A 22,617-nucleotide genomic window follows, 5' to 3' on the forward strand; every position below is an offset into this window, starting at 1 on the left:
AAACAAAATAACATGACATCTATTTTACTTCTTCAATGTATAATAGTTCTTTATACGTGTAGCTGCTATAGACTCATATAGTGAATTGGTTAAACTGTTTCCACCCTTTGCATCAAGACCAAGTTCCCATATCATCATGCCGCCAAAACCATGATTCAAGGAAAGCTCTGTTTTTCTTGTCATCATTGTTTGGCCATTATAATAATAGGTTGTACCATTCATATTGACGGTATCTTTTACGGCATTTTCAGGGTTGTTTTCAATAATTGCATCATATGATACTGGCTTGATAGATGAATCAGCAGGTTGCCCATAAAATGGAACACCTAAAACAAGTTTACTCTTAGGGAGTTTGTGGGAATCAAACAACGTTGACCAGTAGTTCACAATACTCTCGGTAAATGGGTAGGGAGATAAATTCTCGGCATGATAACCGCCATCCCATTGGCCATCATAAGCCATAATGTTGACATGGTCGACATATTGAAACATGGTCGGCTCATATTTTACATAACCAAGCTCTGTTAATGTTTGTCCATGAATTTTTGAGTGTACAGCAATTGATAATTCCTTGTTATTTGCATGTAGCTTATCACCTAGAATTTTAATAAATTGATGAAGATTCTTGGCATCTGCATCAGTACGTGGATGTTCAAAATCGATATCAATACCATCCAGATTTTCTCGTTCAACTACTCCAATTAACGCATTGACGAGCTTTGTTTGGGAATTAGTATTTGAGAGAGCTGCTGAAAAATAATCATACGATTCGCCGCCATTCATATGGAACCAACCACCAACAGCAAGCATTGCCTTCGTATGATGCTTATGTGCATTTGTAACCATATTTCTTAGATTATCTACTGCGTGTTCACCTGTAAAAAGGATCTGACCATCCTTTGTTGGATGAACAAAGGAAAAGATGATATGCGTTAATTTCGAATAATCGATTTGATTAGGATCTCGAAAATCCTGGATATACCCGACTAAAACCTTTGACTGAGCTTTATCTAGTTTAGGCATTTCTTTAGGAACAGGTGTTTTGGAAGATTGCGGTGCATTCTTTGTTATTTTATTTTCAGGTTGATTTTCGGTCGATCGTATCGTACCTGTTAAAAATCCACCAATGAATATCACAACTAATAAAATAGGTAGGATGAAAAATTGTTTTTTCAAGATGCTGTCCTCCTGTTACTTTATCCTTAAAATTGTATCAAACAGTTTATGCTTGTGGATGTGGTAATATCATCCTATATAAAGATGTTCAAAAAGTAACCAAATGATAAGCTGCGAACCTCGGCGTCACTCGGTCTCTCCGGTCCTCGAGCCGCGAGTTCCTTGCTCTTCTTGCTTTGCAATTCATCGACTTTTTGAACACATATTATATACATAATATTTTTTGTCAGTCCTATATAAACTAAAAACATTACGTCATGTTGGCAAGGAGCAAATAAATGAGCATTCAACTCGAGCCGTACTATAATCAAGCAGTCGAACGAGCAAAACAGATGATAATCGATGATATCCAGCATTATTTAGAACAAAAAGAAACGTTCCCCTCTTATGAACAATATGTACGTGAACGCGGGGACTTTATCGAACAACTTTGGCTAAATGCTTGGTTGAATACCGCAGTGCAGGCACCTATTTCAGAAAAAAAAGCCTATTTAGAGGAACACGGTTTTGATGTAGAAGGCGTCGCAAAAAAACTGCTTAATAAATTATTTCGAACAGAGATTCGTGATGTCGAGCCTTATGACTTTATTTCCTGGCTTGAGGACAAATTTGCAAATCAACCGAATGAATGGGAGAAAAAATACCAATCAGCAAGAGAAAATTTTGAAGCTCGAATGAAGAAACAACAGGAGAGAGAAGAAAAGAGAAAATTCATTCTTAAGCTCAATTTTTATCTTAACGAGATTTTAAGTGACAACTACGAAGAACTATACCTAAGAATTCGATATTTACTTGGTAGCCATTTATCCATTGAAATTGATCAAAAAGGAATGGTTTTATCCTCAGAAGATATAACCTTTGCTTCTTATTTATATAAAGAAACAGAACTCGCTCATAACCGTTATTTCTACCAAGAAAACTTGATTGAGCAATACGAAGATCTCATTTTACATCAACTCATAGATTTCGGTCCTAATTGGTTAAAATCTCACTTTCCAGAACACTTGTTTGAAGAATGTAAAATTAGCTTCCAGGAACCATTATCTGATGCATTTTTACAGGAAGTGGCATATGAGTACTTCCTAGATGTTCGTGATGATTTATTTGAGGATATTTTAGAGGAATATGTTTCTGATCTTGTGAAGTTGATTGATATTCCCTTTGATTTGGACACTCATAAAGAAATATTTGAACGAAATATTACCGAGCGAAAAGAACGAGTCGAAAAGGAAAAAGAGGAACTTAGACGTCAGAAGGAAGAAGAACAAAGGATGATTGAAAATATTTTCGGACAGGCCTATCATTTATCTCCTGGACGAAATATCCAATATATTCTTCATGTTGGAGAAACAAACACGGGTAAGACGTTTCAAGCAATTCAAAGAATGAAGGAAGCAAATAGCGGGATCTATTTAGCTCCATTACGATTATTAGCACTTGAAATCTTTGAGAAATTGAACAATGAAGGTGTACCTTGTAATTTAAAAACAGGTGAGGAAGAAAAGGTTGTAGAGGGTGCAAATCATCTATCAGCAACTGTTGAAATGCTAAGAGAAAAAGACTTTTATGAAATTGTTGTAATTGATGAGGCACAGATGATTTCCGATAAAGACCGTGGCTTCTCGTGGTATAAAGCTATTACAAATGCAAATGCAAAAGAGGTTCATATTATTTGTAGCTTTCATGCAAAATGGATGATCCTTCAGTTGCTTGGAAACTCAAATGTAGAAGTGCACGAATATCATCGGGATGTTCCACTAGAGATAGAAACTCAATTATTTCGTTTAAATCAAAGTCGAAAAGGGGATGCACTTGTTTGCTTTTCAAGAAGAAGGGTGCTTGAAACAGCTTCTGAGCTACAACGAAATGGACGTCGAGTGAGTATGATCTACGGTAGTATGCCTCCAGAAACGAGGAAAAAGCAGATTGAACGTTTCAATAACGGCGAAACAACTGTAATAGTAGCTACGGATGCAATCGGAATGGGATTAAACTTACCAATTCGACGGATTGTTTTTTTAGAAAATGATAAATTTGATGGAACAAGAAGAAGATTATTAACCTCTCAGGAAGTGAAGCAAATTGCAGGACGTGCAGGGAGACGAGGAATTTACGATATTGGGAAAGTGGCGTTTACAAGTGATATTAAGACAATGACACGTCTATTAGAGCAAGAAGATGAACCACTTAGAGGCTTTGCAATTGCACCAACAAATGCGGTTCTGGAACGTTTTCAAAAATACTCGCGAAAAATGAGAATGTTCTTCTACCTTTGGGATCAATTTAAAAGTCCAGAAGGTACAAAAAAAGCAAGTCTTTACGAGGAACGAATGCTGTATGAATTAGTTGAGGACACAATCATTGAGGCAAAGCTTTCATTACCAGACCTATACGGCTTTTTGCATTTGCCTTTTTCGTCAAATGAACCCTCACTAAGAGCGCAGTGGAAGAAAACTCTCGAGGCGATTGTCGATGGAGCGCCCTTACCTGATCCAATTTTAAAGGAATCTGGACTTGAGGAACTTGAACTTTCTTATAAAGCGGTGGGTCTTCATTTGTTATTCCTTTATAAATTAGAAAAGCACACAGAAGCTCATTATTGGGAAAGAGTTAGGGTAGAAATTAGTGATAAAATCCATGAACATATAAAATCAGGTATCCAGACAACTAAAAGAGTATGTAAACGTTGCGGTAAAAACCTTCCAATCGGATTCTCGTTTGCTATATGTAATGAATGCTATTTCGAACGACCAAGAAGAAGAGGATAAAACAAGCATGTATTTCAAAAAGTAGCTTAACGGCTACTTTTTTTGTTTCTATATTTTTATCCCCATAAGGTCTTGATACCCTGATAGGCAAAATAAACCCCGAAGCCAACTAAAGATAAACCAGATAAAACGGAAATCCAAATGAGAACTATACTATTAAGAAACTTACGAAATACAGTTGTAAGTGCTGCCACAAAAAGATCCCACAGGGTTAAGCCAAGAAAAATCATAGAGCTATAAATTAACAAATCACTTGTTCCGTTTTCTTGTGCTGTTTTAGCTAAAACGGATCCATAGATTCCAAGCCAAAATAAAATCGATAACGGACTTGTAATTGACATGATAAACCCCGTTAAAAAGCACTTTAATAGAGACTCTTTGTCGCGGTTATATTCAAGTTCAAGTGAATTAGCTCCAAGCATACTTTCCATTCCCGAATAAAGCAGAATAAAGCCACCAAATAACCACAAAAACACTTGTACCGGTGGTATTTCAAGAAAATGAACTAGACCTAGGTAAACGATTAACATAAAGATAGCATCGGCAATCATTGAGCCGAAGCCCACCACCCAGGCATGCCAAAATCCATTTTTAATTCCTTTATCTAAGCGTGCCGAATTAACCGGACCGATTGGAGCAGCTAGTGTCAAACCTAGAAGTATATAGCTAAATAAAATCGTTACATTCAAATGCATTCACTCCATCTACAACGAAATACAACTTGTACATTTTATGAAAAACTTTTGAACGTATTACTGTTTGTCCAAAAAAATGGGATTTGTACGCAAAACAATTGTTCTTATCAATCAACTAGTTCTATCAGAGTGGGTCTTTTTATGTAAAAAAGGTATAAAATTTGTAAAAAATTGAAACCTTTTGGCAATCTTTGCCGTCTTAATGATTAGGGATAAATTTGATATTTTTAATCACATTCAGCTTTGTTAAACAAAAAGTTTGTAGATAGAGAGATTCAGAATTTACCCGAAGAAATGAAAACAATAGGGGGAAATATGGTGAAGAAAAAGAAGGTTTTAATTTGGGTCTTGTCGATTGTGGGTGTCTTGGCAATCGCGGGTGGAGCAGCTGCCTTCTTGCTGAAAGAGCGAAGCGTTGCATCGGTTGGAAATCAAATGGAAGAAGTGAATGTAACCGTACAAAAAGCAAAAGAGCAAGAATTAATTGAAACGATTCTAGTAACAGGTGAAATCGTACCTGAGGGCGAGCAGAAGGTTTTCTTAAATCCAGAGCATGGGGAAATCAATGAATATAAAGTAGATGAGAATCAAACTGTAAAAGCTGGTGACCCGCTGTTTGTCTATGATTCTTCAAAGTTAGATACAGAACTAGCTCGAGCAACGAGAGAAAGAGATTTAATCCAGACACGAGCAAAAACGGAACAAAACCAAATTGCGGCATTAAATAAACGGATTGAACAAGCGAAAAAAGCTCTTGCCGCTCAAAAAAACAAACCAAAAACTGAAACTGAAGAAGGCACAGAACCACAAACAGTAGAAGAAGTTCCAGTTGAAGATGTGAACCAGCTTACAAGTGAAAAGGTACAAATGGAGCTTCAATACGAAAATACGAAATCAGAAATTACAGCAGCGAATGAACGAATCACAGAAATTACGAATCAGAAAAAAGAATTGACCGTTGTCAGTAAAATTGACGGCATCATTGTTAAAGTTAATAAAAATGTGGCTGCTACCGAAGCGGGTGCTAATGAGCCTGTTATACATATCATTTCTAGTAAACCTTATAAAGTGATTGGGACAATGAGTGAGTTTGATGCAGTTAAAATCCAACAAGGACAAGAAGTCATTGTCCGTCCAAAGGTTTATAAGGATCGCGAATGGAAAGGTGTTGTCGAATCCGTTTCCCATTTTCCAAATGATAATGGCGGTGGAGGAGAAGGTGAGTTTTATGGAATGGGTGGTGGCGGAAATGTCACAATGTACCCTTTCAAGGTGGGAATAACAGACGACACATCTGAACTACGGCAAGGGTTTCACGTTTCTCTTGAGGTACGAATTCCCGGAACTGAAATTCTCCCTGTTATCCCACATACCGCTATTTTAGATGAAGGTGGAGTAGCGGTTGTATATGTGTTAGCCGACGGGCTCTTACAAAGAAGAGAAGTTCAAACTGGATCAATGAACGATGAATTTATCCAAGTTACAGAAGGTGTTACAAAGGATGAACTTGTTGTTTTAACACCATACGAAGGAATGTACGACGGAATGGAAGTGACCTCCTTTGATGAAGTTGAGTAAGATTACAAAGATATATGGAAATGGTGCACTTGAAGTACCGGTTTTACACGGAATTGATTTAACGATTGAAGATGGGGAATTCATTGCCATTATGGGTCCATCTGGTTCAGGGAAATCCACTTTAATGAATATTATTGGATTTCTAGACTCGCCAACTTCAGGTACGTTTGAATTAAATGAGGAGAAAATTGGCTTGGTCAAGGATAACAAGCTTGCAAAATTAAGAAACGAGCATGTCGGTTTCGTTTTTCAGCAATTCTTTCTGTTGCCAAGACATAATGCACTAAAAAATGTCGAATCTCCACTTATATATGCAGGCGTGCCGAAGCGGGAACGCACCGAAAGAGCTAAACAAATGTTAGACAAGGTTGGACTCGGGGATCGGGTCAAACATTTACCGAATCAGCTTTCAGGTGGACAAAAACAAAGGGTGGCGATTGCAAGAGCACTTGTAAATAATCCTTCGATTGTATTAGCAGACGAACCAACTGGTGCTCTTGACTCTAAAACGAGTGAACAAATCATGGAACTAATGGTTCAACTAAACAAAGAAGGTAGAACCGTCATCATCGTCACGCACGAGGAAGAAGTGGCAGCATATGCAAATAGGGTTATCACCTTAAAAGACGGGATGATAACGGATGATCAGAGGAGAAGTCTATGAGTCTATTAGAAAGCTTCAAAGTAGCATTGTCCTCGATATGGAATCATAAGATTCGGTCTATTTTAACGATGCTCGGGATTATCATTGGCGTAGCCGCTGTTATTATAATTGTAGCTATTGGACAAGGCGCCAAAACGAAAATGACAGAGGAACTATTTAGCCTTGAAAAAAATGCGGTCGATATTTGGTATCAGCCAATGCCTAAAGAGGGAGAAGAAGAATCCGAAATGTTCTGGGTAGAACCTGAATTAACCTCTGAAGATGTTGAAACTCTTTCCCAAGTTCCTGGTGTAAAAGCTGTAATTGCCACAAACCAAGGCTGGGGACCCATGACTTATAATGATAAACAGGGCGAAATGGAAATTACCGGGGTTGGACCTGAATTCTTTACAGCTCGCGATATTCAAATTGTCGAGGGTCGACCAATCAATGCTCGCGACAACGATGGAAGAAATCGTGTCGTAATGATTGATACTGTAGCAAGAGAAAAATTCTTTAAAGACAAAATAGATGTAATCGGTGAAATTGTCGACCTAAATGGGAACCCCTATAAGTTGGTCGGTGTCTATGAATCGCCGATTCCTGAACAATATCGTTACAATGAATCAGGCGAAATGCTCATGCCGCGAGGAGTTATTTCGATGATGTTTGGAAATCGAGAAATCGAGCGCTTAGCTATTATTGCTGATGATCCAGAACGAATATCTGAAATCGGTCGCTCTGCCGCTGATACATTAACTAGAGCAAAAAAGCTCGAAGACGGGATGTACACAGTAAACGATTTCTCACAATATGAACAAGAAGTGGATACCGTCCTTACCATTATGACTTTGGTAATCGGAAGTATTGCAGGGATTTCCTTGTTAGTAGGTGGAATCGGTGTGATGAACATTATGCTCGTTTCTGTTACAGAAAGAACGAGAGAAATTGGTTTGCGAAAAGCACTTGGTGCAACACGTGGACGTATTTTACTTCAATTTTTAATTGAATCGATGACATTAACCTCATTAGGAGGTCTACTTGGAATTGGACTTGCAGCACTAGGAACCATTATCGTATCAATTTATTCACCAATCTCCGCGAGCGTGAGTCCACTTGTCGTGATCATTGGCGTTGGATTTTCCGCATTCATTGGGATTATTTTTGGTATCTTACCGGCAAACAAAGCTTCAAAGCTTAGTCCAATTGATGCATTACGTTATGAATAAGGCTGGATCTCCAGCCTTTTTTTATTTTTAAATAATAATGAAAATATCTGGTAAACTAAGATTGGATAAAGGTACCAAGAGGAGGATTCATTTGCAGGCTCAACATATCATGAAACGAGATGTAATCACCGTAAAGAATACGGACACGGTCAAAACTGTCGTCGAGAAATTTATACAATACGGAATAAGTGGGCTTCCTGTAATCGATGATAATAATCATATAATTGGATATATAAGTGATGGAGACATCATGCGTTTTATCGGAAAACATAAAGACATTATGATAAACACATTTGACTATATGGCAGTTATTAAGGATCAGGATGAATATGAGGAACGGGCCCAGAAATTACTTGAACTAAACGTAATGGAGGTTGCCAAAACATCCGTTTTAAAGATAGCTTATAGCGAAAAAGTGGAAAATATTGCAGCCATCCTTGGAAAAAAGCATATCAAGAAACTGCCTGTTGAAAGAGATGGAAAGTTAGTTGGAATTATTAGCCGTGGTGACGTCATTCGAGAATCATTTAGAAGTTTGTTGTAAAAAGGAGACCCCTCCTTTTTTTATTTTTCCTAGAGGAAGTTACCAAAAAATGTCGAAATTTTATAGATAGACATTCAAAAAGGTGGGAGAAGAATGATTCATGAAAAGTATGAATTACAACATAATGATGAAAAAGCTGAGCTATACACGTATATCTTAGATAATTCCCCAAGTATTGACCCAGACCGGAGAAGGCCAATGATTGTCATCTGCCCCGGTGGTGGCTATGTACATACATCTGACCGTGAAGCAGAACCTGTTGCCATAGAGATGCTCAGTAAAGGATTTCACGCAAGTATTCTCAGGTATAGTGTGGAACCAGCTGTTTTTCCAACATCCTTGGGCCAATTAGCAAGTGCAATTGGCTTAATTCGTGACCATGCTGAGAGCTGGAATGTAGATCCCGATAAGATCATGGTTATGGGTTTTTCGGCTGGTGGCCATTTAACAGCAAGTTTAGGCGTTTTCTGGAATCGGGAGTTTCTAACAGAACAACTCACATATTCAAAAGAGCAAATTAAACCAAATGGATTAATTTTAAGCTATCCGGTTATTTCTTCAGGCGCTTATGCACACGAAGGGAGCTTCAAAGCATTATTGGGAGAAAAGTTCGAAGACCAACATAGTCGTGACTTTTTATCACTGGAAAACCAAGTATCAAATGAAACTCCACCGACTTTTTTATGGCATACGGTATCAGACACTGCTGTCCCAGTGGAAAACAGCATGCTATTTGCACAAAGCTTATTAAAACACAACGTCCCGCTCGAAATGCATATCTATCCTAATGGTGTCCATGGATTATCTCTCGGAACAGAGGAAACACAATCAAACGGACGAGCTGATCATATTCAACCAGAGATAGAAAATTGGATTGAGATGGCAGCTAGATGGATAAAAGGATTATAAAAAACTGGCTGGACGTTTCCATCCAGTTTTTCTTATGAATTTTTTCCACCTTCACAAATTGCCTTATAAAATGAAACCATTTGCCTATTAAAACCGTATTACAATAGTAACTGGTACAATACAGTAGAACTATAAACTGATATTATGAGTATATATCGTTGTAAGACTTTAGCTTTACGCAGGAGGGGTTATAAATGGGAATTATTAAAGCTGCAGTTGGTGCGGTAACAGGAAACATAGCGGATCAATGGCTTGAGGTAATTGAACCTCAGGAAATGAGTGATACAACCGTTATGTCGGTTGGTGTAAAAGTTCGCGCTAAAGATCGTCGAAATCAAAATTTTAAAGGGACAGATTCAACAATTACTAACGGTTCGATCATTCACGTGTACCCTAATCAATTTATGATTTTAGTTGATAGTGGAAAAATTATTGATTATACAGCGGAAGAAGGCTATTACCAAGTTGTAAACTCTTCACAGCCGTCCTTATTCAATGGTCAATTTGAAGAAGCATTGCACGAAACCTTCAATCGTTTTAAATTTGGCGGTGTGCCATCTACATCGCAAAAAGTGTATTTTATCAATCTTCAAGAAATCAAGGGAATCAAATTCGGTACGCGAAACCCAATCAATTACTTTGATAATTTTTATAATGCGGAATTATTTTTACGTGCACATGGGACCTATTCAATTAAAATTGTTGACCCCATTAAATTTTACATGGAAGCCATTCCACGAAATAAATCAAACGTCGATATCAATGACATAAATAGTCAATACTTATCTGAATATATGAATGCATTACAGACTGCTATCAATAAAATGTCCGCAGATGGCATTCGAATTTCACATGTCACTTCGAAAGGGATGGAGCTTGCAAAATACATGGCAGAAGTCCTTGATGAAGATTGGACCCGAATGCGCGGGATGCAGATTGAATCTGTTGGAATCAACAGTATTACGTACGATCAGGAATCACAAAAGCTCATAAACATGAGAAACCAAGGGGCTATGCTCCAGGACGCATCCGTTCGTGAAGGATATGTTCAAGGTGCGATTGCAAGAGGTTTAGAAGCCGCTGGATCCAATGAAGGTGGTTCTATGCAAGGTTTTTTAGGCATGGGGATGGGAATGCAAGGTAGTAGCGGTTTTATGGGTGCTGCTTCTGAAACCAATCGTCAGCAAATGCAGCAACAGATGCAACGCCAGGAAAGCCAACCGTCGACTAACCCAAATGAATGGAAATGCTCATGTGGGCATACGAACACTGGCAACTTCTGTTCAGAATGTGGTTCACCGAAACAGGAAGCTAAAAAAGACACATGGAAATGCCAATGCGGCCAAGAAAATAGCGGGAAGTTCTGTTCAAACTGTGGCAGCAAAAAGCCTGAGGAACTAACATGTAAAAAATGTGGGTTTAAACCGTCTAATCAAAACGCAAAATTCTGCCCGGAATGTGGAACCCGTTTTGAGAATTAATCAACCATATACAAAAGAAGAAGAGGTGATATTGGTTGGGGGTTGTAGTATATAAATGTATAAACTGTGGCGGACCATTAGCATTTAAGGCAGACACCCAAAACTGGACCTGTGATTATTGCTTAAGTGAATTCACGGAAGAAGATGTCAAGAATTTTATTGATAACGAAAAGGCTAATGAAGAAGCGGATACAAGTGAAGATGCATTACATCAAGCAAAGGAATTGGATCAAGAATTCAACGAGAAAGCAACAGGCTACACATGCAGCAGTTGTGGCGCTGAAATCGTAACGGATGACACCACTGCTGCAACTTTTTGCTATTATTGTCATAATCCAACGATTATCCCTAGGCAGTTAGAAGGAGAATTCCGTCCTGAAAAAGTCATTCCATTTAAAATTGATCGTAAAAAAGCGGAAGAGTTATTTGTAAAATGGTGTAAAGGGAAACCACTACTCCCTAAGCTTTTTACTTCAAATTCACAGCTAGAAAAATTATCAGGAATCTATGTTCCATTTTGGTTGTTTGATAGTAACACTTCCGGAAAAATCGAAGGTGAAGCTAGAAGAGTCAGAACCTACACTAGAGGGGATACAAGGTATACCGAAACAAAGTATTATAAGGTCATGCGGGAAGGAATAGCAAAATTCCACGATGTACCCGCTGACGGTTCAAAGAAAATGGATGATGAACTGATGACCATTCTTGAACCCTATGATTATAGGGATTTAACCGATTTTTCAATGTCCTATTTGTCTGGTTTCTTTGCAGAAAAATATGATATGAACCAAAATGACGTTTACGGCAGAATTTCTAGTCTACTCCGTGAAAATTTAGGAACGTTACTCCAGGGGACCATTCATGGGTACAGCTCGGTTTCCATCAACAATACAAATGTAAGGCTATCAGGTGTTAAAGCTAGATACGTATTATTACCAGTTTGGATGTTTACTTATCAATTTAAAGGCAAGACCTATGTCTTTGCGATGAATGGTCAAACCGGAAAAATCGCAGGGAACTTGCCTATTAGTATTGGAAGAGCAAGTAAGTGGTTTGGTATGATCTCGGCAAGTGTTTTTGCAGTCTTGTCGTTAGGAGGGTTATTTTTATGGTAAAGAAAAAAGTTATCATTCTACCATTTTTCCTCCTGATCATGTTAGCTTTTGCGACTGTTGCATTTGCTAACACTGAGTATGTTTTTGACCAAGCAAATTTATTTTCAGAAACAGAGATAGTAGAGTTACAGGAACAAGCTAATAGTTTAACCGAACAATTCCAGATGGATATCCGGATTGTCACTTCCAATGATAGTGAAGGAAAATCAGCAAGACAATATGCTAGTAATTTTTATGACAGTCATGGATTCGGTTACGGTGAGACGGAGGACGGAATTTTATACTTAATCGATATGGATAATCGTGAAGTGTATATCTTTACGAGAGACCGGATTGTTGATTACTTTCCAGACTATACTATAGAGGAGATTCTCGACCACATCTATCCTTATCTTACTGAGGAAGCATTTGGTGAAAGTGCGAAAGTATTCCTGTCAGATTTGGAAGCAACGATGAATGCTGGGATTCCAGAAGGATCATCCTCAAGTGGAGATGGAGGTTACGCACAAACAGATCCTTCTTATTCATCCTCTTCAGGTACCTCACAAGGAGAATTAGTTCAAGAACTCTTAATCTATTTTGCAATTGCGATTGGGGTTGGGGTGATTTCGGTTGGAGTGATGGCGATGTATAACAAAGGGCGCTCCACTACAACTGCTAGTACTTATTTAGAGTCCAATTCTTTTACTGTGACGAATAAAATGGACCGACATTACAATACAAGAGTAACACAGCAAAAAATTCAACGTAACACAAATAGTGGGGGAGGCTCTTTTTCCGGTGGCGGTGGTGGCAGATCTGGTGGCGGGGGAAGAGGATTCTAGGAAGCATGAGGAGATATGTCCTCATGCTTTTTTATTTGTCAAGGGGATGAAATGTCATTGTTATTTCACAATAACACCCGAATTAGAGAAGAATAATTTATTTCCCGAGGTTATTTTAATATATACTTCTGTGAGGTTTATTAAAAGCGCTCAAATTGGTTTTTAGAGCAAAAAATATTTGCGCTTGCCAGCTTAGAAAAGGCACCGCAAAGAATTTTTTCTATGACAATGTAGGTTTGTACATTTTGAAACTGTTGATAGGGGATTATGCTGATTTTTTCTGGATTTATATTTTAACAAAAGGTTATTTTTTATTACTAATTTTCTAAATTTTTATTTATAATAGGTGATATAGACTATACAGTCGATTTTATTTTCGAGATGAATCTCGAAAAGGGGGAGTAATATGTCTGATCAACAAGTATTAAATACTGAACTACAGGAAAAGGTAAGTCAATTTAAAAAATTAGACGAAAAAATTACGCATCTAAATAGCGTATTAGCTCTTGCGGACTGGGATCAAAAAGTAATGGCCCCTAAAAAAGGGCGTTCCTTGTTTGCAAATTCAATTGGAACGCTATCTACCGAGATATTTAAGTTATCGATCTCGAAAGAAATGGGAGAGCTATTAGAAGTATTAACAGCTGAGGATTTAAATGAGCAACTAGATGACGTCACAAAAGCAATTGTTCGTGAACGAAATAACTTCTATAAACAATCAAAAAGCATTCCAACGGAACTTTACAATGAATATATCGTGTTGACTTCAAATGCGAATGACGCATGGGAGGAAGCTAGAGAAAGGAATAATTTTGAAGTTTTTCTACCTTATCTTGAACGAATAGTCGAAATCAAAAAGCGATTTACTGAGTATTACGGGTATGAAGGTCATCCATATAACGCCTTACTAAATGAATATGAGCCTGGATTAACAGTTGAAAAGCTTGACCCACTTTTTGAAGAATTACGAAGAAGCAGTATTGATTTGTTAAATCGTATCAAATCGTCCACATCTAAACCAAATGGCGACATTTTTGAAAGGCTTTACAATCCTGAAGTTCAGAAAGAGTTTAATAAATTCATACTGCCGCTAATTGGATTTGACATGAATGCTGGAAGACTTGATGAAACTGTTCATCCATTTGCTCAATCCATTAATACGGGTGATGTCCGAATCACAACTCGCTATTTGGAAGATAATGTTCGTTCTGCAATCTTTGGTACAATCCATGAAGCAGGACATGGTATTTATGAGCAAAATATTAACCCTGAATTAGATGGTACATCCATCTGCAACGGGGCATCATTTGGAATTCATGAATCACAATCAAGATTTTTAGAGAATATGGTTGGACGTAGTGAAGAATTCTGGAATTGCTTCTATCAAGATCTACAGGATCACTTCCCTGACCAATTAGGAAAACTAGATGTAAAAGATTTTTATCGAGCAATTAATATTGTGGAGCCATCTTATATTCGAGTTGAGGCAGACGAATTAACATACAACCTACATATTATGCTTCGTTACGAAATTGAAAAAGGACTTATCAGTGGGGAAATTGCAGTAAAGGACCTTCCTAAGGTGTGGAATGAGAAAATGAATGAGTATTTGGGGATTGTTCCCCCAACTGACATATTAGGTGTGCTTCAAGATGTTCACTGGTCATTTGGTGGTCTAGGGTACTTTCCATCTTACTCACTTGGAAATTTATATGCTGCCCAAATTTTGAATACCATCAACAAGGAGCTTCCTAATTTCTACGGTCATATTGAAAGAGGAGAATTTGGTGCCATTCAATCTTGGCTTAAAGAGAAAATCCACCAATACGGTGGTATTTACACACCTGATGAATTAATCAAGAAAGTCACTGGTGAAAGCTTAAATGCTACATATCTTGTGAACTATTTAGAAGATAAATATTCAAAGATTTACAAGCTATAAACGAAATTTCTTTTTGAAATTGTAAAAACAGAAAGTAAAACCCCGTTCCTATATTGGGACGGGGTTAGTTGTATTAAATCAGGATATGCTAACCGAATATAATTTTTTAAGGTAAAATGGTATAATCCTTAATGGAAAATACAGTTAAGGAAGTAGTAGGAGTGAAGAAAACTGAACAACGATATATTTACAATTAGTCAAATATGTAACCTCGTCATTATTACACTTACAGGAGTATTATTGTCTGTAAGCTTTCATATACCATTATTTATTGGATTTTCACCTGGATTTTTATTTCTCCTTTCATTAATAAAAGGAAAGGGAACGCCTGTTCGAGAGATATGGAAAGTATGTAAAAGGGGAGTAAGCAAAACACAAACAGTCATTCTTATTCTTTTTCTAGTAAGTTTTATTCTTCCTTCGTGGTACGAAGCAGGTACAATTAACCTATTAGTTTCGATTGCATTACAAATTATTAAACCTGATCATTTCTTTTTGTTCTCCTTTTTGATTGCTATGCTTTTTTCAATGACGTTAGGTACTTCTATTGGAACACTAAGTGCTGTTGGAATTCCAATCATGAGCAGTGCAATTTCGATAGATTTGGCACCGCATATAGTAGCAGGAGCTTTACTGTCTGGAGCATTTGTTGGGGACCGTACCTCACCTTTTTCTAGCGCATTCCAATTATTATCGCATACGGTTGAGATTTCTAATAAAAAGCAATTTAATGCATTGTTATTAACTACCATTCCAGCAATTTTAATATGCATAGCATTTTACAGATTTTTAGATTTTCAATATGCCGTAAGACTAAGTGAACTAACAACATTCCCTTGGAAGGAATTATCCTTTATCAAGTTACTACCACCACTTATCTTAATCGTAGTGGTATTATTTCGGATTGGAATCGTATATGCTTTTCTAGCGAGTATAATCGTTGCTAGCATTATTTCAATTATTAATGGGACTACCTTTTACCAACTCTCTCATTCCTTATTCTTTGGCGTAGAAGGAATGGGCGGGGGACTTATTAATATGTACGTGCTACTACTATTTTTAGCACTGGCTGGTGCATATAACGGACTACTAGAAGAATATCGTGTCATCCAGCCACTAATCGACGGGTGGTTAAATAAATCAAAGACACTAGTTGAAGATTCCGTAAAAACAATTATTTCCACATTTGGAATCTCCCTAATTGCTGCAAATCAGACGTTGCCGATCATTCTTACAGGAAGATCGCTGCTACCACATTGGAAAAACAACCGAACGAGAGATGACTTAGCAAGGGTTATGGCTGACTCATCCATGCTTTTTCCTGGTATGATTCCATGGAGTGTACTAACGATTATGTGTAGTACGGTCTTGGGATTACCTGTTACAACTTATCTACCTTTTGCCATATTTTTATGGAGTTTACCGTTTATTACAATCGTAGCTTCTATTTTCAAACAACTTAAACTTAACAAGAGAAGGACTGGGCATGTACAAAGGGCTTCTTAGGAACATACATTCATGTATTGTGGATATGGACTAATTGTTAAGGTTACCTTGTTTCTTGTAATCCAAAACCAACAAGCTAGTCTAATGTGCAAGAGTCTAACTAGCCAACGTCAAATGAAAGACGTTGGTTTTTTTGTTCACAAATACCTATAAATCCAACAATAGGTATACTCAATGTTCAAATTTCAAGCACGGGATAATAGATACACGCATATTCTTTATAAGAAAAATGGTGAAATCATATAACTTAGGACGAGACCCTATAAAAAGGAAAAATTATCTCATTAATTAGGATTATGAAAGGAGACTTACTATGAATAATAGAACCAATAATTCAATTTACATCATTTCAGGTCCATATGGAGTTGGTAAATCAACGGTAACAAAGGCACTTGCCCGGGAGATGGAAAATGTTGTCCGAATCGAAGGGGATCTTATTAAATCAATGTACGTAGGAAAAACACCATTACCAAGGGAAAAACAGCGATCTTTACTTTGGAAGAATATTCTTTCCATAACAAAGAATTGCATTGAGAATAACATGAATGTAATGATTGATTATGTTGTTAGAAATGAATTACAGTGGTTTTGCAAACACTTTTCAAACCTAGATGTAAAAATTTATTATGTTGTATTAAGGGCAGATGGAGAGACGCTTATTAAACGGTTAAATAAAAGAGGTCATGGTTATTTAATACAAGGCTCATTGTATTTATTAGACCACCTTGAAAAAGGTTTACCCAACAAAAATCATCTCTATGATACAACGAATAAACTGCCAATTGAAATTATTACTGATTTACAAAGTCGCTTTGAACAATTTTCTCTGTGATTGTTTAATCTAATTGAACCCTTTGCCTAGCTGCTCTTGCTATCCTCTGTTGATTATGCAATGTTCATTTGAACGAAATACTCCATAATTTAATTTCTAGAATGAAAACTACCTTCAAAAGGAAATCCCAATCTAAATTCTTTCAATATATATGCTATCTAATTTTTTATATTATTTGCTGAGTTCATCAATCTCCTTTCCACTGCATGTCAAATGCACATTTCTTAATAAAGTATGTTTGCACCCATACAAAACTAGGGTTTCAGAATATGTTAATAAGAAATTAAAAGGAGGGAAGACATGAAAGTCGTAATTTTGGCTGGAGGATTTGGGACAAGAATAAGTGAAGAGACGCATTTAAAACCCAAACCCATGATAGAGATTGGCGATAAACCCATCCTATGGCACATTATGAAATTGTATTCTAGTTATGGTTTTAACGATTTTATTATCTGTTTAGGGTATAAGAGCCATGTAATCAAAGAGTACTTTTCAAATTATTTTCTCAATCATTCTGATGTAACCTTTGATTTTCAAAACAAAAATAATTGTACAATTCATCAGAGTCTTACAGAACCATGGAAGGTTACTTTAGCTGACACCGGTTTAAATACATTGACAGGTGGGCGAATCAAGAGGATCCAGGATTATATTGGGAATAACCCTTTTATGCTGACTTATGGAGATGGAGTTGGCGATATTAATATAAAACAATTAGTTGAGTTTCATCAGTCCCACGGAAAACTTGCTACAGTAACAGCGACACAACCAAAAGGAAGATTTGGAGCTTTATCCTTATCCTCTGATCAAAAAGTAGAGAAATTTCAAGAAAAGCTACAGGGTGATGGCGGATGGATCAACGCAGGCTTTTTTGTGTTACAACCGGAGGTATTTAACTATATAAATAATGGTGATGAAACCATATTTGAAAAAGAGCCATTAGAGAATCTTGCCAAAGATAGCGAATTAATGGCATTTAAGCATACGGGTTTTTGGCAACCAATGGATACGTTAAAAGATAAGAGGTATTTACAAGAGCTTTTGGACTCGAATAACGCTCAGTGGAAGATTTGGGATAATTAATAATGGAGGAAGATACAAGTGGATAAGAATGAAAAAATTACAATCTATCGGACAGATCTCCAGTATATCTTCAATAATCTTACACAGTCTGAAAAAGAAAAATTCAAAGATGCATCTATATTGATAACTGGCTGTGCTGGATTTCTAGGATATTATCTAATGTCATTTTTATCTGAATATGCAGATGAATTAGGTGTTAGAAGGATTATAGGAATTGACAATTTCAAACTAGGAAAACCCAAATGGATTACGGAAATAAACAGATTAAATCCAAAGATTGAATTATACACTTTTGATATTACTGAATTTTCACTGTTCGATACAACAAAAATCGCTGATGTTGATTTTGTTATCCACATGGCATCCATTGCTTCACCGACCTATTATAGAAAGTTTCCATTGGAAACGGTGGATGCAAATATTTGGGGATTACGAGCATTACTTGATTTTTATAAGGATAAAGAAATTAAAGGATTTTTATTTTTCTCAAGTAGTGAGATCTATGGTGATCCTTTTCCAGAGTATATTCCGACCTCCGAGGATTATCGAGGAAATGTGTCTATGATAGGACCGCGTGCATGCTATGATGAGGCAAAAAGGTTCGGCGAGACACTTTGTTATTTATATGCCGAAAAATTCCAAATGCCTATTTCTATTGTCAGACCATTTAATAATTACGGACCTGGAATGAGACTAAATGATAAGCGGGTTCCGGCTGATTTTGCTAAGGCAGTTATTGAGAATCAAAAACTAATCATGCATTCTGATGGAAAACCAACTCGAACATTTTGCTATGTAACTGATGCTATTACTGGTTATTTAAAGGCTTTACTCTATGAACCTTTCGACTACTTTAATATAGGAATAGACCAACCGGAAATTTCAATAAAACAATTAGCTGATATTTATAAGGAAGCGGGCGAAAAAATTTTTGATTATGATCAATCGATTGAATTTAGAAAATCGGATGAAGAGAGCTATTTAACACATAATCCATTAAGAAGATGCCCTGATATTTCAAAAGCTAAAAAACTATTAAATTATTCTCCTTCCATTTCAATTGTTGAAGGTGTGGAGCGCTTTCTAACCTTTTTAAAAGAAAGAGGGGAAAATCATTGATTACGGTTATCGGTCTTGGCTTTGTTGGATTGACAACAGCTTTAGGATTTAGCAATAAAGGATACAACGTTTATGGCTATGACATTGATCAAAAGAAAAAAACGATGTTAACCGATGGAAAAATTCCTTTTTATGAACCTCACCTTGATGAGAAACTAAACGAGCATTTAAATAACGGATTTAAGATTGTAGATGATTTACAGGAAGCTATAGACAATAGTGAAGTTATTTTTCTTTGCGTAGGAACCCCGAGTAAAGCAGATGGGAGTGCTGATTTAGGCTATATTTTCGATGCCGTTAAAAATATAACTGCATGTATTAAAAAACCAGATTTTAAAGTACTGGTTCTTAAATCAACAATTCCACCATCAACAACGAGTGAAAGGATTAAACCTTATATAGAAAATCTAGGTTTTAAGGTTGGTGTGGATATTGGCTTAACCAATAATCCTGAATTTTTAAGAGAAGGGTATGCTTGGGAAGATTTTATGGAGCCAGATCGAATTGTGATTGGTCAAGAAGAAGATAGGAGCGGCCAGATTGTAGAAAATATTTATCGGACATTTAAGGCTCCAATCTTTAGGGTTAGCCTTAATACGGCAGAGTTTATTAAGTATTTATCTAATACTTTACTAGCATCTCTTATTAGTTTTGCGAACGAACAGTCATTAATCGCTAAGTTCATTGGAGACATTGATATAAAAAAATCATTTCAAGTTTTGCATCTTGATAAAAGATGGTTTGGGGCTCCGGCTAAAATGACATCCTATGTATATCCCGGCTGTGGTTTTGGGGGATATTGTCTTCCGAAGGATACAATGGCTTTAGTTAATCAGGCATTAAAAAACTCATACTCACCTGAACTATTAAAAGCAACTTTAAAAGTTAATAAAGAAATTAAAGAATTTGTCGTGAATGACGTTATAGGAAAAATTGGAGAAAAAGAGACAGTAGGTGTTCTTGGTTTGGCATTCAAGCCAAATTCAAATGATATAAGAGATACACCAGCAAAATCAATTATTGAGAGCTTATTGGAAAAAGGGTTTAAAAATATTATCGCTTATGATCCGATGTCTATTGAAGAGTTTAAAGAGGCATATAGATTTCCGATTGAATATTCTACTGACTTAAAAACACTGCTTGCGAAAGTTGATCATGTTGTTATTTTAACAGCATGGAATGAATTTTTGATAAATAAAGATTTGATAGAACAGAAGAATGTTTTTGATTATCGTTATTTATATGACTAATTAACTATAATGAAAACTTCCTGATTAGTCACGTATAGGAAAAATTTCATTTGGAAGGAGCTTGGCAATTGAAACACTATTATTGTTCAACATTTAGTAAAGATTATACCTATAAAGGTTTACTATTATACAATTCTCTGGAAAAGCATGATAAAGATTTTGAGTTTTTTATGATTTGTCTCCACGAAGAGGCAAAAGATTTATTTGAGAAGATGAACCTATCACATGCAACGATCATAAGCATGGAAGAAATTGAGAAGGAAGACAAGGAATTACTTGCAGTGAAGAACTCGCGAAATGACAAGGAGTATATCTGGACATCAAAGGCATCAATCTGTCTATATTTATTTAAGCATTTCACTGAAATAAATCATATTGTATGGCTAGATGGTGATACTTTATTTCTCTCAGAACCAGAACCTATCTTTACTGAATGGGGAGACTATTCCATTACCCTGACAGAGGAAAAATGGCGTGAAGAACATAGCTTCTTAGGTGATACCAACGGTGTTTACAATACTGGGTATATGGGATTTAAAAGAGATGATCATGCGATGGAGTGTCTCCACTGGTTTAGAGAGAAGCTGATCGAATGGTGTTTTGATAAGTGGGAACATGGACTTTGGAGTGATCAAGTATATGCAAATGATTGGACGAAAAGATTTAAAAATGTAGGAATAATCGAAAATATCGGAGTGAATCTTACTCCATATATCATAAATTATCGGTACAAAGAAAGTTCAATTATTAAATCAGGTAATGATATTTATATCAATAATGAAAAGGTCATATTTTTCCATTACTATGGGTTTAAATATTATGATGGCAATGTATTTGATATCTGCCACTATGTCATGAATCACAGAGATGATGTGCTTGAGCATCTTTATATTCCTTATCTCCATGCATGCAATGGAATAATGGATCAGATCAAAACCATTGACAGCACCTTTAGTATTGAAAAAGACAGCAAAGATCATCATGTTAGAAATTACTTTAACCTTCAAGTGAACTTATCTTCTGAGGAAGCCTATAATCTTTGTACTATCATAAGCACACAACACCTACCACAAGGCTTGGCACTTTATCATTCCCTCAAAAAGCATACACCGAATTTTCGACTTTGGATTTGTTGTTTAGATGATCGGACTTATTCCTTACTAAACAAAATGAATTTAGAACAGGTCGTTCTCATTACTTTAAAAAATATCGAGGGCAATGAGTTATTAAGTATTAAGGATAGCAGGAGTTTCGATGAGTACAGTCGGACCTTAAAAGCTTCCTTTATTTCATATGTGCTCAAAAACAACTTTACTTTACATTCTGTTATCTATACAGACGCTGACATGTATTTTTTCGCCGATGTACAAAATTTATTTCATGAGTTGAATGAACAGTATCCAGTCTGTATTGTTCCTCGAAAAGCTTCCGTTGAAGAAGAAAAAAATTATGGAATTTATGATGCAGGGCTCATAGGTTTTTACAGAAATGAAATCTCCTTTGACTGTCTTTTTAAATGGAGAAAAGATTGTGTTAACTGGTGTTTTAATAAAGTTGAAGACGGACGCTGGGCCGACCAAAAATATTTAGACCAATGGATTCACCATTTTCCGTCAGTTAAGGTTATCGAGACACCCAATACAACAGCGGGTCCTTGGATTGTAAACGAAAATCTACAGGTTGATAAACTATTCGCCTTTCATTACAGCGGGTTTGTCATATTAAATCAAGTTGAATTTGATTTATGTAACACTAATACCTTAAATGAAAATATGATCAATTCCATTTATTTGCCGTATGTTAAAGCTGTCAGAGAAGAAATGGAAAACATAAAATCACTAGATGAACAATTTCTTGGGAGTGAATATCGAAATAAAGCCACTCAAAAAGCTTTAAACCATTATCATGTTGAATAGTCCAACT

18 protein-coding genes are annotated in these 22,617 nt (G+C 36.4%); 16 read left to right on the forward strand and 2 right to left on the reverse strand.

All coding sequences use genetic code 11. The features are described 5' to 3' along the window. Nucleotides 1–24: 24 nt before the first annotated feature. Nucleotides 25–1,176, reverse strand: coding sequence for a glycoside hydrolase family 18 protein (locus DZB84_RS01270; RefSeq protein ID WP_189655108.1), 1,152 nt, complete (start codon nucleotides 1,174–1,176; stop codon nucleotides 25–27). A gap of 278 nt (nucleotides 1,177–1,454) precedes the next feature. Here DZB84_RS01270 and DZB84_RS01275 point away from each other — a divergent pair, with 278 nt between their 5' ends. After that, nucleotides 1,455–3,944, forward strand: a complete 2,490-nt coding sequence (locus DZB84_RS01275) for a DEAD/DEAH box helicase (RefSeq protein WP_116350440.1) — start codon at nucleotides 1,455–1,457, stop codon at nucleotides 3,942–3,944. Nucleotides 3,945–4,000: 56 nt separating this feature from the next. On the opposite strand, the gene DZB84_RS01280 is transcribed toward DZB84_RS01275, so the two are convergent. Next, entirely contained in the window at nucleotides 4,001–4,633 is a 633-nt protein-coding gene (locus DZB84_RS01280) for a LysE family transporter (protein WP_189655109.1), read from the reverse strand. 321 nt (nucleotides 4,634–4,954) lie between these two features. Between DZB84_RS01280 and DZB84_RS01285 the strand changes: the two genes are divergently transcribed. The 15 genes from DZB84_RS01285 (at nucleotide 4,955) to DZB84_RS01355 (ending at nucleotide 22,610) form a co-directional block, all read left to right on the forward strand. Further along, nucleotides 4,955–6,217 carry an HlyD family efflux transporter periplasmic adaptor subunit gene (locus tag DZB84_RS01285; protein WP_223254354.1) on the forward strand — a complete coding sequence of 421 codons (1,263 nt, stop codon included), beginning with the start codon at nucleotides 4,955–4,957 and terminating at the stop codon, nucleotides 6,215–6,217. Beyond that, on the forward strand, nucleotides 6,201–6,881 hold the full coding sequence (locus DZB84_RS01290; RefSeq protein ID WP_116350443.1) for an ABC transporter ATP-binding protein: 681 nt from the start codon (nucleotides 6,201–6,203) through the stop codon (nucleotides 6,879–6,881). The genes DZB84_RS01285 and DZB84_RS01290 overlap by 17 nt, the downstream gene beginning before the upstream one ends. Next, entirely contained in the window at nucleotides 6,878–8,089 is a 1,212-nt protein-coding gene (locus DZB84_RS01295; protein ID WP_116350444.1) for an ABC transporter permease, read from the forward strand. Before DZB84_RS01290 ends, DZB84_RS01295 begins: the two co-directional genes overlap by 4 nt. Before the next feature lie 91 nt (nucleotides 8,090–8,180). After that, nucleotides 8,181–8,633 carry a CBS domain-containing protein gene (locus DZB84_RS01300; RefSeq protein WP_116350445.1) on the forward strand — a complete coding sequence of 151 codons (453 nt, stop codon included), beginning with the start codon at nucleotides 8,181–8,183 and terminating at the stop codon, nucleotides 8,631–8,633. 93 nt (nucleotides 8,634–8,726) lie between these two features. Beyond that, entirely contained in the window at nucleotides 8,727–9,542 is an 816-nt protein-coding gene (locus DZB84_RS01305) for an alpha/beta hydrolase (RefSeq protein ID WP_116350446.1), read from the forward strand. Nucleotides 9,543–9,736: 194 nt separating this feature from the next. Then, nucleotides 9,737–11,023, forward strand: a complete 1,287-nt coding sequence (locus DZB84_RS01310) for an SPFH domain-containing protein (RefSeq protein WP_116350447.1) — start codon at nucleotides 9,737–9,739, stop codon at nucleotides 11,021–11,023. Nucleotides 11,024–11,058: 35 nt separating this feature from the next. Further along, entirely contained in the window at nucleotides 11,059–12,138 is a 1,080-nt protein-coding gene (locus tag DZB84_RS01315; protein WP_116350448.1) for a TFIIB-type zinc ribbon-containing protein, read from the forward strand. Further along, a complete protein-coding gene (locus DZB84_RS01320) occupies nucleotides 12,132–12,962 on the forward strand; it encodes a TPM domain-containing protein (RefSeq protein ID WP_116350449.1) in 831 nt (276 codons plus the stop codon). Before DZB84_RS01315 ends, DZB84_RS01320 begins: the two co-directional genes overlap by 7 nt. Nucleotides 12,963–13,368: 406 nt before the next feature. Beyond that, nucleotides 13,369–14,904 (forward strand): carboxypeptidase M32, encoded by a 1,536-nt coding sequence (locus DZB84_RS01325; protein WP_116350450.1) that lies wholly within the window; start codon nucleotides 13,369–13,371, stop codon nucleotides 14,902–14,904. Nucleotides 14,905–15,123: 219 nt separating this feature from the next. After that, entirely contained in the window at nucleotides 15,124–16,410 is a 1,287-nt protein-coding gene (locus DZB84_RS01330) for a Na+/H+ antiporter NhaC family protein (protein ID WP_223254368.1), read from the forward strand. A gap of 313 nt (nucleotides 16,411–16,723) precedes the next feature. Further along, nucleotides 16,724–17,242, forward strand: a complete 519-nt coding sequence (locus DZB84_RS01335) for an AAA family ATPase (protein ID WP_116350452.1) — start codon at nucleotides 16,724–16,726, stop codon at nucleotides 17,240–17,242. Nucleotides 17,243–17,542: 300 nt separating this feature from the next. Then, complete coding sequence (gene rfbF, locus DZB84_RS01340; protein WP_116350453.1) at nucleotides 17,543–18,325, forward strand: glucose-1-phosphate cytidylyltransferase; 783 nt, start codon at nucleotides 17,543–17,545, stop codon at nucleotides 18,323–18,325. An 18-nt stretch (nucleotides 18,326–18,343) separates the two neighbouring features. Further along, complete coding sequence (locus DZB84_RS01345; RefSeq protein WP_223254355.1) at nucleotides 18,344–19,444, forward strand: NAD-dependent epimerase/dehydratase family protein; 1,101 nt, start codon at nucleotides 18,344–18,346, stop codon at nucleotides 19,442–19,444. Next, on the forward strand, nucleotides 19,441–20,694 hold the full coding sequence (locus tag DZB84_RS01350) for a UDP-glucose dehydrogenase family protein (protein ID WP_116350454.1): 1,254 nt from the start codon (nucleotides 19,441–19,443) through the stop codon (nucleotides 20,692–20,694). The genes DZB84_RS01345 and DZB84_RS01350 overlap by 4 nt, the downstream gene beginning before the upstream one ends. A 68-nt stretch (nucleotides 20,695–20,762) precedes the next feature. Then, complete coding sequence (locus tag DZB84_RS01355; protein WP_189655110.1) at nucleotides 20,763–22,610, forward strand: glycosyltransferase; 1,848 nt, start codon at nucleotides 20,763–20,765, stop codon at nucleotides 22,608–22,610. Nucleotides 22,611–22,617 lie beyond the last annotated feature (7 nt).

The organism is Bacillus sp. HNG, from assembly GCF_003400205.1.
Lineage (GTDB): Bacteria > Bacillota > Bacilli > Bacillales > Bacillaceae_L > Ferdinandcohnia.

Excerpts from the sequence above, each read along its gene's own strand:
- DZB84_RS01325 (WP_116350450.1), top strand. The coding sequence starts at position 13,369 with ATGTCTGATCAACAAGTATTAAATACTGAACTACAGGAAAAGGTAAGT.
- DZB84_RS01335 (WP_116350452.1), top strand. The coding sequence starts at position 16,724 with ATGAATAATAGAACCAATAATTCAATTTACATCATTTCAGGTCCATAT.
- DZB84_RS01285 (WP_223254354.1), top strand. The coding sequence starts at position 4,955 with ATGGTGAAGAAAAAGAAGGTTTTAATTTGGGTCTTGTCGATTGTGGGT.
- DZB84_RS01310 (WP_116350447.1), top strand. The coding sequence starts at position 9,737 with ATGGGAATTATTAAAGCTGCAGTTGGTGCGGTAACAGGAAACATAGCG.
- DZB84_RS01305 (WP_116350446.1), top strand. The coding sequence starts at position 8,727 with ATGATTCATGAAAAGTATGAATTACAACATAATGATGAAAAAGCTGAG.
- DZB84_RS01295 (WP_116350444.1), top strand. The coding sequence starts at position 6,878 with ATGAGTCTATTAGAAAGCTTCAAAGTAGCATTGTCCTCGATATGGAAT.
- DZB84_RS01275 (WP_116350440.1), top strand. The coding sequence starts at position 1,455 with ATGAGCATTCAACTCGAGCCGTACTATAATCAAGCAGTCGAACGAGCA.
- rfbF (WP_116350453.1), top strand. The coding sequence starts at position 17,543 with ATGAAAGTCGTAATTTTGGCTGGAGGATTTGGGACAAGAATAAGTGAA.
- DZB84_RS01320 (WP_116350449.1), top strand. The coding sequence starts at position 12,132 with ATGGTAAAGAAAAAAGTTATCATTCTACCATTTTTCCTCCTGATCATG.